Genomic DNA, 13,052 nt, shown 5'->3' with positions numbered 1-13,052 from the left:
GCATAGGTACGCAAGCCTATCCATTTTCATAATTTCATAAGTACATATAGTAAAATGAGCTAATTTTTTAAGTGAATTTATAAAATAATTGCTGGATGTTTCCCAATTGTTTGTATTTGCCCGTATGTATATACCCCTCGATAAAAGTTCTCTCGGTCTAACATACGTTTCACTTGCACTTTCGTAAACAACTTTCCTTTCTCAGTACAATACCCTTCCCTATTTAGTCGTTCTGCCAATTGAGTTAGCGACCAATGTTTAAAAAATTGTCTTAATTCAAATAGTCTACGTACAACTATCGCTTTCTCCTCATCTACCTCTAACACTTTTTGTACTTTTTTTACTCTATAACCAAACATCACACCGCCCCCCGCATATTCACCTTGTTCTGCTTTTTTCTTTCTGCCTCGACTTAGCTTTAATGCAATCTCAAGACGTTGATATTGATCTAATAGCTCTAACATACCATTTACTAAAAAGTCATTTGGGTCATGCGTGTATATACTGTAGTTTGGTTGTTCAATTGCTTTCACATCTACCTTGTGTTTCTTTAGCTCTCTTTGTATTAACACTTTTGCCATATCAGAGCGCCATAACCGAGATGTATTGAGTACAATCACGTGCTTCACTTGTTGATATGCCATATCTGACAATAGTTCTTGTAAGCCTTCACGTTCAATTGTTAATCCATTTTCATCAACAGTTGCACCACTTAGTCCTCTATCTTCATATACATGAAGCAATTGTAAGTTGTTTTCCATACAGTAACGTTCGATTTCTTCTACTTGATACGCTAAGCTGTATCCGTCACGTACTTGTCCTTCTGTTGAAACTCGTACATAACCAACTACTTTCTCTTCCATATTGAGTCATCTCCCGTTACAGCAATTACAATCCCTGTAACGTTTACCTGTTTTTTTTACGGATAACGTGTGCATAACGTCCATCCGTTAAAACGTACTTTACGATGACTTCAAAAAATAACACAACCCTTTATTTTTCCCTCTACTATCGTCGTACACTTTACATAGCCATTACAATCTATAAACCAACAATAAAAATTTAGCACTTAATGCACTTATAAAATTATAATGCTCTTTTAGATTTCTACGCTAAAACGCAAAAAAGCACTTGTTGCCTTTAATTGACAATCAAGTGCTTTAAGTTCATATGTTTTTAAGTAGCGTAAATTTGTAAGTTTTGTAGTAACAGTATGACGCCTTTTGTACATCATGACAAATACTATATTAAAACTTACGAGTTTGTACGAGCTTGTTAGTTTAATATACATTCCATGTGTTTTATTTATCGCCCGGTAAAATGTCATCTCGCCTAAGCTCGTACTTTATTTTCTATTCTATCATTGCACATAACACTCTATGATGGTACAACCATCATGGAGTATCTATTTTCAAACGCCCTATTATTTTTTCTGTCTTTCATTTAGTTAAATAGGATTATTCGGAAATTCACTATGATATTTATCGATTAACGCTTTATATTCTCCATCATTTGGTACTTCTCCTAAGTATTTATTTTTCCAAATAATCATTTGGTCACTAAAACCATATTCTGTATCGAACCAATTTGTATAATCATAATGCATCTTAAATTTCCCACTACTCTCAAGAGTCATTGTAAAGGAATACCAAAGTTCTTGCTGATTATCTTTAAAAACATTTCTTAGTTCATCACTCAACTCAAACAGCTTTCTTTTATTTTTTTTAAATTCTTCTTTATCAATAGCATAGTTAAATGGGATTTTCACACTATACTTAAAGCATTGTCTATTTTCAGGTGTATTATAAAAAAAGTACGTTCCCCCTCCAGTTTCCGATATCTGAGCATAAAAATAAAATTTCTCCCATTCTTCTGGAATCATTTCAATAACCGTTTCAGCTATTTCTCTATACAACTTGTTCATTTCTTTTTCCACTTTAATCAACCTCCTGCGCGATTTCTAATCGTTTTCTCAAATATTCCTTTTCCTTCTATTTCATAAACTATTTCAAAATAATTTGGTCTTAATGACGTTCCTTGATAAACTGGTTCAATCTTTACTGTTACTTTTTTAGGAGGCTTTCCACCTAACGAATTAGCCCACTCTTGCTCCATATTATACCACTCTCCACCAGAGCGATTAATTTGTCTATTTTGAGCAATCAAATTATCAATATCTCCAGAACCATGGAATTGAGTTCCTATCAAGTGGCCACCATCATCATCAGGTAACCTATCTTCACGGCCTGCTGCCACTTGCATTCCTTTGTTTCGTTTTCCTTTTTGAAGTATTAATTCTCCTGCCTCAACATCTACTATTCTACCAAGCTCATCTGTTGTATATTTATAACCATCCTCGGTAATATAACGCACGTTTGGTGCCAGTTCTTTTCTTCCATTTTTCCCTTTAATAATGTGCTTCCCAAGATCTTTCTCTTTTATTTCAGTTATCTTAGGAGTTTCACCCGTACCCTTAGCAACAGCCCCCTGATTATTGATCCTCTCAACATTCGCCTTACCACCAGACTCTTCCACTTTATCCAACGCTTTCGACTGGCCTTTTGAAACATTCCCCATCTTATACGTCGTTAACCCATTTAACGCTTTACCAAAGGTCTGTCGAGGTAACGCCTCTCCTATCCCTGACAGTTGAGGTCGAGGACGTAAAGTAGGTATCTCAGCATCTAGTAAAGGTTGAAGCTGCTTTTGAACAGGTTCATACACCTTCTTCGACCAATTGCTTGCTGCTTTTGGGCTGACGACATTCCGCATGTCACTCAATGTTTTGGTGGCTTTATATGCAGGTACACGCGGAACGTTTGTTACCATTGGAACAGCTTTTACGGCACCTACTGGTTTCGCTCCTCCAATTATACTTGCAAACAGAATCATGCTGTTTTCCCAGTGCTCTTTTGAAAGAGGTTTGTCAGGATTAAGTGCCTGCTGCCCTACATCTAGAAGTCCCATCGTTGCGTGATTGACAAAGTCATAAGGTGAATCAAACGATTTTCCCCCTCTTTCATCCAATCCTTCTTTGAGAGCGATAGCTCCATCAAACCCACCTACCGTCACAAGGTTTCCAAAGTCATACCAGGAGTTGTCCCATTTATCTAACCGCTGTTCTATTACGGTCAAAAAGTCTTGTGCTACTCCTTTATTACCCGTAACTGTACCTTTTGCTAAGGTGACAGCACTTTCTCCTACGTCCTTGACTAAAGCTTTTATACCAGTTTCTTCTTTTTTAGCTTTAGGATTTTCACAGATTTCTGTAAAGTCAAAGGATTCAGCTGTTTTTTTAGTCCCGACACTCCTAATCTGCCCCTGACTCATCACCGACTGCATAAGCATTCCCTCAACGCCCGTAGCGTTTTGAAGAACCTGTTGAGACGCTAGCATGCCTACAGTTGAAGAATCGTTGAGTGCCTGCAGGTATGGGCTTTTTTCAAGTTCCACTGCTTGCTCTGCAGGTGACAGTTCCGCTAGTTTTTTCATGTTAGCAGGTGCTGTATCCTGCTGAATTTGTGTTAGCACTTCTCTTATGTAAGGCGAGGTTTTTTCAAGCCTATGAATTTCTTTTAACTGTTCAGCAGGCGTCATCGCCTGAAGTTGAATCAGTTTTTCAAGGCCTACTTCCTTTATCACTTTCTCTTGTTTTTCTTTTCTTGTCAAGGTTGTTGGAATGCCTTTTTCAAAAACCGAGACGCCTCCTGAATCGGTCATCGCTTTTTTCGCCAACGCGCTCAGCTCACTTACATTGCCCGGCTGAATGGAACCATTTTGAAACCCAGCTTTCACTTTAGAAAGCAGCGAATTTAAAGACGTCAGCTGATCTTGAATGGCTGAAAGGCTTTGCGTTTGCTGTTCGTCAAAACGGACTAAATCATTCATCGTTTTGTCCGCTTTGTTTTTTGCTTGTTCTACTTCTGTTAAAAAACCTTGATCGTTAAGCGCTGAAACAGAAGCAAGATGACTGACTTTTTGAATTGCTGCATTCGCTTGATCGACAAGCGAAACTGTTGTATTTCTTGTTTGATTTAAATGCGCGGGAATAGTGTCTTGCAGAAACGGCTGCGTGATGTAGCCGTCTTCGCTCGGTTCAAATGAGCGCAGCGCATGTGTGATTTGAGTTAGTCGAGCTTCATAGGAAGTGAGTAATGAATGATACAGCGTTAAAAAAGAAGCATGTCCCGTTTCGTAAAAAGACCGAATCGCTTCTCCTCCTTTTCCTTTAAACGCATCATCTAAGCTTGAAAATGCCTGAACCTGTGAAACCAGGCCCTGAATTTGTTCTTTTTGACTTTTAATAGAGTCTAAGATAGCTTGAATATTTTCGTGAAAAGCATCGACATCAAGTGTTTTCAATAATCTGTAACCTCCTAGCTGTATCGATGTAGAAAAACAACAAACGGTTAACGAACAAGCGCCCGTCATTTTTCTAAACCTAAGCGGACGCTCCTCTTTATAAGGCTTGCATCATCCGCTAGGTAAAACCTTTTTATTTGAATGCCAAATCTATGCTGGTTGAAAGGTTGTTTTTGATAGCTTTATATAAAATATGAACATTATTTAGCGGCGTTTGCAGCTTTTTCATCTGCTTCTTTTAGGGACTGCACGGATTTTTTGGTGGCGTTCAAGTCATCGAGGAGCGTTTGCTTGTAGTCCACAATTAAGGTTTGCAGCTGCTGGTTCAGCTGGTTTAATTCATCGAGCACCTCTAGTTCTTGTCCGCTTCCGACGTGAAACGGAAAAAGCGGCTGGAACTGCTGCGCAGCAGCGCTTAGGTCACTAAGCGTTCTATTAATTTCACCATCTATTACTTTAATTTCGTCTGCCATACTGCATCACACCTTATCTTTTGCTTCGTCTTCTTGCATTTTAATGGCGCGTTCCATCCCTTGTATATCTGATTGAAGCGCCTTAATTTTTGCATCAATTGTCGTAAGGGCATCCGTCAGCTGACGGGTCAGCAAATCATCGTATTCGTCTAACATAGCCGTCCGGATGTCTTCAAACCCAACAGCAAGGCTGCCTGACCAAGTGGCGGAAGTGAGCTCTGGTTCTTTTACCTTTTCCTTTGCACGTTCAAGCTCGCCTTTGACTTCCGTTAACGTGTTTTTACTAGCGGTAAGCTGCTGGATATCTTCATGTGCCTGCTTCACTTGGGTATACAGATGAGCAACAAACATCTCATTCATATGATGACACTTCCTTTATATCTATCTCTTGGATCTTCTAACAGTAATTCCCTTTTATAGCTTATCAAATAAAGAAAGAGAGCACATCGGCACGTTTTCTTATATTTTTTGGGAATAATGTAGGTTTTTAGTTCAATACCCACTCTTCAGGATAAAATAACCAAAACTATCTTACCATTGACAATTTATCAAGATTTTTGGACTACTTCGCTTGTTATTTCCGCGCCACTAAAAGGCCTTTTTACACGATTTTTTTGTTAAAACGCATTCATTCTTTCTATTTCCAAATATTTAAACATGCGCTAGTATATACATAATATAAAGAGGAGGTTGAGTATGAGAGAAAAGCTCGTAAGACTCGGTTATTTACTGGGGTTGGCTCTTGTTTTGTCCGGCATTTTATATTTCTTTGCATCGAACTGGCAAGGCTTTGACCGCTACACTAAAATTGCGCTGAGCGTGGGGCTGATGCTGCTGTTTTACGGAAGTGCGTTTGTAGTGCGAAAGCTGCTTCCTCAGCAGGCGTTTTTAAGTCACTGGACTCTTTTGGCCGGCGCTCTTTCATTTGGATTAAGCATCGCGCTTCTTTCTCAAATTTACAACACGCACGCTGAATCGTACTGGCTGTTTTTAATTTGGCTTGTGCCGGTTATTTTGTTGAGCTTTTTTACAAAGTATCAGCCGTTTTACGTGTTATCGTTTGTTTTATTTCAATTCACCATGGCTTTTTTCATTTCACCAACTGGCGCAGTTTCACAGCGAGGCGAACACGAGACGCTTTTACTTTACGCAGGAATGGCGTTTGTGAACTTGATTATTTTTTGGATCATAAAAAAGAAACGGCGCTCGTCTCCTGTGATCATGTATGCGGCGTTTTGTTTGTTTCACTACATTTTTTTAACTGTTTCCCTGCCGGATTTCACAGGGAGCTCTAGCTTACGGATTGGTCTTATTATTTTTTATTTGCTGTTTTTACTAAGCTCCTTTTTTTATTTTTCAAAAGTGGAGCCGCAAAAGTCATTTTTAGGGATTTCCATCGTGGCATTTGCTTTATTTGTTATTGAACAGTTTTTCTCTTTTATTTTTAAACACTACGCTGAATGGTCACTTTTTTTAACCTTAGGATTCGTGATTTTGTTTATTGGTGCAAGCGTATGGTTTGTCAAATGGCTCACTACCAACACGTCAGCACAAAAAACCTCACTCCGCGTAATCAAACGAATAGCGGTGATTGGGATTACGGCTATTGCATCGGTGATCGGCAGCAGCTCTTTAGGAGGACTTGTCACACTTATTACAGGAACGTACCCAACAAACGGAATGCTTGTGATTGGCGTTTTGCTGATTGTGGCATGTTATTTAATTAAAGCAGATATTCCAACCGTGAAATATACGCTTTTAATGATGGGCGTATTAATTAGCGGCGGCGCTTCTTTTTTTGTGAACGACATTCTGTTTTTTATCTACGTCATCGCACTTGTAGCGCTTTTAGTATTCACGAAGCATACGCCCGTTCGCCTGTTGCTTTTTGTGCTAGTGCAAGGGCTTCTGTTAATAAAGGTTCCGACTGCTTACTATGACACTATCAAAATAGATTATGTGCTGCTCGCTTTGTTTCTATTAAATGCCGCTGTGTACGCGATAAACGTACACCACGCGTTTAAAAAAGCAGCGCTGCTTCTTGCTTTTATCTTTTTACTGTCGCTGACTGAATTAAGCGAACCTTCTTTTTTAAATATTATTTACTGCACGGTGTTTTTTGTAATTTCGACCGTCTTTTTATTTGTGACGGTACGAAAAGAGCCAAAGTATGATTTTATTGTTGGCATGATTTTCTGGTTTGTTTTTTTAGCGATGAAATATTACGACTTTGTGTGGGATTTATTTAATAAATCACTTGTGCTCGTTATTTTAGGCCTGATCTTTCTTTTCCTAAGCAGGAAATGGGACCTGTCAACGCCTGATCAGCCGCAGCCGTCGTTTCTTGACCGCAGCCGAACCGCTGTATGGATTATCATTCTTGTTCAGCTCATTATTCTGGGCGGCATTTTCACTAAAAACGAAGTGCTTCTTCAAAACGGAAAAGAAATTAAGCTCGCTTTACAGCCGATCGATCCGCGCTCGCTGCTGCAAGGCGATTACGTTGAGCTGAATTACGACATTGCGCACGTTACCTTGCCTCATGTGAAAGACGGAGAAAAAGTGAAGCTCGTTCTTCGCCCTAATAAACAAGGCGTGTATGAATACGCAAAAATCTACCAAGCGGATGATGAGTGGAATAAGCCCTACATTTCTAAAGATAAAGAAGTTGTCATTACGGGCAGCTATCACGACTGGGGAATTCAGTACGGAATTGAACATTATTTTATTCCAGAAGGAACCGGCAGCAAAGTGGAAAGCGAAGCTCGTTTTGCTACTGTACGCGTTGGAAAAAATGGAGATGCGATCGTTACAAAAGTAGGCAAATAAAAAAGCAGCCGCTTCAACATTGAAGCGGCTGCTTTTTGTTTTAATTGATAAATACGCCGATGATCATCGTTAGAATAAGAATCACAAAGAACATAATGATTCCATAGCCAATCCATTTTATTCTTTTGGGCGTTCCTTTTACATTCATATCCGTTAATTTTCCTTCAATACGCTTTTGATGTTCAGTAACATCATTGTATTCATTGTTAGGTGAAGTGATATTACCCTTCCTTTCTATTTAATCGTTTTCTTTCTTCTAAAAGCTCTTCGTATCTTTTTTCAAGACGCTGCTTGTCTTTTCCTTCTGGGGTGATAGAAAGCTCGCTAATCACTTTTGTTAATTCTAGTTGAAGCGCAAGTTTCTCGGCTTCATTTTGCTGCTGTGACGCTTTTTTGCTTTTACCCGTATCTTCAATCGCCGCAAGCTCCGCTTTGGACTGTTTTAACGTCAAAACATGCGTCGCAAGCTTTTTAACAAAATAGCGGTCGTGCGTCACAAATAAAATCGTCCCTGGATAAGCTTTTAACACTTCTTGAAGCGCTTCTTTTGTATAAAGATCAAGATAGTTGGTCGGTTCATCTAAAAGAAGAACGTTATAGTTTCCTAAAAAGACTTTTGCTAATGCCGTTTTGACTCGTTCTCCTCCGCTTAGCATCTCTACTTTTTTATACACGTCTTCACGTTTGAAAAGTAAGCGCGATAGCACCGTACGAATAAACTGCTCGGTGTACGGACTGTCTTCTTTAATGTTTTCTAAAATGCTTTTAGCGGGATCTAGATTTTCAAGGCGCTGATGGAAAAAGCCGAGTTTTACAGGCTTCGCAACCGTGATTCCTTCTGTTCGCTGCTCAATCATATTCAGCAGCGTAGATTTTCCGGCGCCGTTTTTGCCGACAATCGCTACTTTCGCTCCTGGCTTCACACCGCCTTTTAGGTTTTGAAACAAGATACGGCCACCAGCTGACGCTGAGATTTTGTCAAAGCTTAGTACCTGCTTGCTGTGCACTTGGTGAAACTGCGATAGGTCAAAATGAATTTCTTCCATTTCTTTTGGCTTTTCTTTTTTCTCCAGCTTTTCAATTCTTGTTTCAATCGCTTTTGCGCTTCTGTCTAGCTTCGCTTTTTGTTTTCCGACCGCTCGCTTATGAAGTCTCGCTTCAGAATTGCCCATGCGGCTCGGCGCTTTTTTAAGCGACTTTGATTTTTGGCTTTTTTCTTCAGACGCCAGTTCAAGACGCTGCTTTTCTTTTACATACTGTTCATATTCAAACTGCTGTCTTTCAACCGCGTGTTTTTTTTGCGTCACATATTCTTGATAATTGCCTTCATAACAGTGAATTTTGCCGCCTTCTACTTCCCAAATAGACGTACAAAGGCGGTTTAATAATTCTCGGTCATGTGAAATCAGCAGCAGACTGCCTGTAAAAGACTTCATTTCTTCTTCAAATTTTTCTACGCCTTTTACATCTAAGTGGCTCGTTGGCTCATCGGCTGCAAGCAGTTCCGCGCCGGATGAAAGAGCAGATGCAATTTTCTTTCTTGTTTCTTCTCCTCCGCTAAGAAAGTTCGCTTCAGTTGGCACACTCCACTGACTTTTCATCTCAGGAGAAACGGCAGATGTAGGTTGAACATCAAGCTGCGGAATCAGTGAGGAACGGCCATATGTTTGCACAATCCCTTGATCTGGACTCATTTTCTTCATTAAAATATGAAGCAACGTCGATTTGCCTTCTCCGTTTTTCCCAACAATTCCAATTCGCTCTCCGCGATGTACTTGAAGCTTCTCCGCTTGAAACAGCAGGCGATCTCCATAGCTTTTTTCAATATTTATAGCTTCTAACAATAACATAAAAAAACCTCCCTAGGATTTCTAGAGAGGATTAGAGGTCATAATTAGGCATACGCAAATATGCACCCTTTTATAGAGTAAAAAAAGGGAGAAATCACTTCATATAAGACATATAGAAATGGCACCTAAAAATGTACAGACTAATCCTATCTAGACAAATGTTCATTTAAAATAAAGTTTTAAAAGAATGTCTAAAAAAATAGGATTACTTATCCATTGTCTACGGTACCTTTCCTTTCTTAGTATAAAATGACTTACTTCTTACAGTGTATGATGAACATTTTTAAATGTCAATATCCATTTGGATGATATTCCCTTCTTTTCCTAAGTACAAAAAATCCTCAGCTGATCTCAGCCGAGGATTCTTTTCTTACACGTATTGATTCACTTTCCCTGTAAAATCAGGCAGCCACTCACCGTGGGCTTCAATTAAATCATCGCACATACGAATGATGTCATCCATGGATAATTCCGCATTTGTATGAGGATCTAGCATCGCTGCTTGATAGATGTGCTCTCTTTTTCTAGTGACAGCTGCTTCAATAGTTAATAATTGCGTATTAATATTCGTGCGATTTAACGCCGCAAGCTGCTCTGGTAAGTCTCCTACATAAGTCGGCATAATACCGCTTCGGTCTACAACACATGGAACTTCTACGCACGCTTTTGTCGGCAGGTTACTAATTAAGCCTCCGGTATTTAATACGTTACCCGCAAATTTAAACGGCACGTTTGTCTCCATTGCTTCAATGATTCTAGAGCCGTACTCATGTGAACGTGTATGAGTTAACTGACTGTTGTTAACCATTTCTTCTCTCATGGATTCCCAATTGCTGATTTGCTCTTCGCATCGGCGCGGATATTCATCAAGAGGGATGTTAAACTGATCAACAAGATTTGGATATTTATGTTTAATAAAGTATGGATGATATTCTGCGTTATGCTCAGACGATTCGGTAATATAATAACCGAACTTATCCATTAGCTCAAAACGCACCATATCATGATGCTTTGTTCTTTGTTTTTCTTTTGCCAGACGCTTGATTTCTGGGTATAAGTCTTGTCCATCTCTTTTTACTTCTAGCAGCCATGCCATATGGTTAATGCCTGCGATTTTCTCTTGTATTCCTTCATGATCCATTCCGAGAGAATCAAATAAATCTTTTGTACATACTTGAACACTGTGACAAAGGCCTACCGTCTTTACATTTGTATAGCGCAGCATTGCACCCGTTAGTGTTGCCATTGGATTGGTGTAATTTAAAAACAGCGCATCCGGACATACTTCTTCAATATCTTTTGCAAAATCAAACAGCACTGGAATCGTGCGCAGTGATCTGAAGATTCCTCCAATTCCTACTGTATCTCCAATCGTCTGACGCAAGCCGTATTTTTTAGGAATTTCAAAATCAATGACGGTGCTTGGTTTGTATCCGCCTACTTGAATCGCGTTAATCACATACTTTGCTCCTGTTAAAGCTTCTCTGCGGTTCAAATAGGCTTTAACCGTAATATTCACTTTGTAGTTTTCTTTTAGATTGTTTAGCATATTTTCCGAATCTCTTAAACGCTCAGCATCTATATCGTAAAGTGCAAACTCAAAGCCAGCTAAAGCAGGCACAAACATGCAGTCTCCTAAAATATTTTTTGCAAAAACTGTACTTCCCGCTCCGATAAATGTGATTTTAGACATCGTCATCTTCCTTCCTCGTATTGGTTTTATCCTTTTACAGATCCTGATGAAAGCCCTGCAATAAAGTATTTTTGTAGCACTAAAAATAAAATGGTCATTGGAAGCATCGCAATGATTGCAGCTGCTCCTACTAAGCTAAGATTATTTTGATTTTCGGCAAAAAAGCTCGCTAACGTAACGGTTAATGTATGCATTTCCTTATCTTGAAGGAAGAAAATTGCAAACTGATAGTCGTTCCAAATATAGACGCTTGCAATAATTAAAATAGACGCAGTGACAGGCTTTAGCAGCGGAAATACGATTTTAAAGAAAATCGTTAACGTGCCGGCCCCGTCGATTCTTGCTGCTTCCTCGAGCTCTTTAGAAATAGTGGAGCGAATGAAGCTCGCATATAAAAAGATCGTTAGCGGCAAAAATGCTGCGACATTATTTAAAATAGCAATTTGATACGTGTTCATCATCCCCATATTCACAACCATTTTGTACAGCGGAACTAGTGCTGTTAAAGGCGGTATTACCATCACGGCGATAAAGATAAAATAGACGTACTTATTTAGTTTCGTTTGGCGTCGCGCTAAAGGATACGCAGCCATTGATCCTAAAAAAATAAGCAGAATCGCCGAAACGAACGTAATGATAAATGTATTAACAAAAGAATTTCCTAAGTTCGCTTGCTCCCAAGCCGCTGTGAAATTTTCAAGGTGTATGCTTTTTGGAAATACCCATTTTGAACTAAAATCCCCGGTTGCCTTTAAAGAAGTCGTAACTAGAATATAAAAAGGGACAATATGAACGAGCGTTATACAAAGCGCTAGAAAGGTAAAAAACCGTTTTTTCCGTTTATTTGTATAGTCCATCACGCTTCTGTCTCCTTTCGCTTAAAGTACACAAGTGCTGATAAGCTAATGACTAAGATAATGAGCGCCATGCACACACCTTGAGTTGCAGCATAGCCGGCGTCCTGTCTTCTAAAATATAAATCATACATAAAAGTAGACATTGACTGCGATGCATCTCCAGGCCCTCCTCCTGTCAGCGCAACAATGACGTCAAACAGTTTTAAACCTCCGATAATATTTAAAACGACGTTAATTGTAATCGAAGGCATGAGCAGTGGAAGCGTGATGTTTTTAAACTGCTGAAGAGCCGATGCTCCGTCAAGCTGCGCCGCTTCGTAATAATCTTTTGAAATACTTTGCAGCCCCGCTAAATAAATAATCATCGCAATTCCAACGAATTGATACGTATTGACGAACACAATAATCCAAGAGTTAAGCTCCGGAGTTCCCAAAGCATTAATCTTCTCAAAGCCTAAAAATACAAGAAGGTCATTTAAAGCGCCTCCTTGGTAGGCAAAAAAGAAGTACCAGATATACCCCATAATAATTGGGCTGATAATAACTGGAAGGTAGACAATTGTTCTTGTTACAGCTTTCATTTTAATGCTTTGATTGAGAAGCAAAGCATACAACAAGCCAATAATGTTTTGGAAAATTGTACTGCCTATTCCGTAGAGCAGCGTATTTTTTATCACAAGCCAAGTCGTTGGGTCTGCAAGCAAACGTTTATACTGCTGGAGCCCAATCCAATCGTATGTTTGTGAAAATCCATTCCAATTAGTAAAGGAAAGTCTAATTCCGTTAATAAAAGGATAGATAATAAAAACGGTGATAATTACTAAGCCGGGAAGGTACATCCACCATAAAGAAGACTCTGTTTTTAATTTTTTCTTTCGTTTTTCCGTATCTCTTACTACGGAAACCGACTCTTTCCTGACTATTTCATTCATCGTGTTCACTCCTATTTCAGCTTGTGTTGAAAAGAAGCAGAAGCCTATCTCCCTGC

General features: G+C 39.2%; 10 protein-coding genes and 1 pseudogene. 1 reads left to right on the top strand and 10 read right to left on the bottom strand.

The features are described 5' to 3' along the window. Positions 1–77: 77 nt before the first annotated feature. The 6 genes and pseudogenes from ACXAE4_RS13815 to ACXAE4_RS13790 all read right to left on the bottom strand — a co-directional run bounded on the left by ACXAE4_RS13815 (position 78) and on the right by ACXAE4_RS13790 (position 5,195). Positions 78–863 carry a recombinase family protein gene (locus ACXAE4_RS13815; protein WP_289577880.1) on the bottom strand — a complete coding sequence of 262 codons (786 nt, stop codon included), beginning with the start codon at positions 861–863 and terminating at the stop codon, positions 78–80. Positions 864–1,447: 584 nt separating this feature from the next. Continuing rightward, positions 1,448–1,936 carry an antitoxin YezG family protein gene (locus tag ACXAE4_RS13810; protein WP_154990473.1) on the bottom strand — a complete coding sequence of 163 codons (489 nt, stop codon included), beginning with the start codon at positions 1,934–1,936 and terminating at the stop codon, positions 1,448–1,450. A gap of 5 nt (positions 1,937–1,941) precedes the next feature. Then, on the bottom strand, positions 1,942–2,577 hold the full coding sequence (locus ACXAE4_RS13805; RefSeq protein WP_251439986.1) for a DNA/RNA non-specific endonuclease: 636 nt from the start codon (positions 2,575–2,577) through the stop codon (positions 1,942–1,944). A 1,197-nt stretch (positions 2,578–3,774) separates the two neighbouring features. After that, a pseudogene (locus tag ACXAE4_RS13800) lies at positions 3,775–4,431 on the bottom strand (T7SS effector LXG polymorphic toxin); the annotation flags it as partial. 131 nt (positions 4,432–4,562) lie between these two features. After that, positions 4,563–4,835, bottom strand: a complete 273-nt coding sequence (locus ACXAE4_RS13795) for a DUF5344 family protein (protein ID WP_154990469.1) — start codon at positions 4,833–4,835, stop codon at positions 4,563–4,565. A 6-nt stretch (positions 4,836–4,841) separates the two neighbouring features. Beyond that, positions 4,842–5,195, bottom strand: coding sequence for a YwqH-like family protein (locus ACXAE4_RS13790; RefSeq protein ID WP_154990467.1), 354 nt, complete (start codon positions 5,193–5,195; stop codon positions 4,842–4,844). Between the two features lie 336 nt (positions 5,196–5,531). Between ACXAE4_RS13790 and ACXAE4_RS13785 the strand changes: the two genes are divergently transcribed. Further along, the gene (locus ACXAE4_RS13785) at positions 5,532–7,664 is read left to right on the top strand and encodes a GDYXXLXY domain-containing protein (RefSeq protein ID WP_154990465.1); all 2,133 of its coding nucleotides are present in this window, start codon (positions 5,532–5,534) and stop codon (positions 7,662–7,664) included. Between the two features lie 221 nt (positions 7,665–7,885). Here ACXAE4_RS13785 and abc-f read toward each other — a convergent pair whose 3' ends face one another. From abc-f to ACXAE4_RS13765, 4 genes are all read right to left on the bottom strand, one after another. Continuing rightward, positions 7,886–9,514 (bottom strand): ribosomal protection-like ABC-F family protein, encoded by a 1,629-nt coding sequence (abc-f, locus tag ACXAE4_RS13780; protein WP_289577881.1) that lies wholly within the window; start codon positions 9,512–9,514, stop codon positions 7,886–7,888. A gap of 370 nt (positions 9,515–9,884) precedes the next feature. Continuing rightward, positions 9,885–11,207 (bottom strand): alpha-glucosidase/alpha-galactosidase, encoded by a 1,323-nt coding sequence (gene melA, locus ACXAE4_RS13775; protein ID WP_014459694.1) that lies wholly within the window; start codon positions 11,205–11,207, stop codon positions 9,885–9,887. A gap of 26 nt (positions 11,208–11,233) precedes the next feature. Then, complete coding sequence (locus tag ACXAE4_RS13770; RefSeq protein WP_028412981.1) at positions 11,234–12,064, bottom strand: carbohydrate ABC transporter permease; 831 nt, start codon at positions 12,062–12,064, stop codon at positions 11,234–11,236. Beyond that, the gene (locus ACXAE4_RS13765) at positions 12,064–12,996 is read right to left on the bottom strand and encodes a carbohydrate ABC transporter permease (RefSeq protein ID WP_033579310.1); all 933 of its coding nucleotides are present in this window, start codon (positions 12,994–12,996) and stop codon (positions 12,064–12,066) included. Before ACXAE4_RS13765 ends, ACXAE4_RS13770 begins: the two co-directional genes overlap by 1 nt. Positions 12,997–13,052: the final 56 nt, after the last annotated feature.

The sequence above is a fragment of the Priestia sp. ABM2_011 genome (assembly GCF_056158845.1).
Note: the sequence above shows the minus strand (reverse complement) of the source record. Positions and strands in the feature narration are given on the sequence as shown.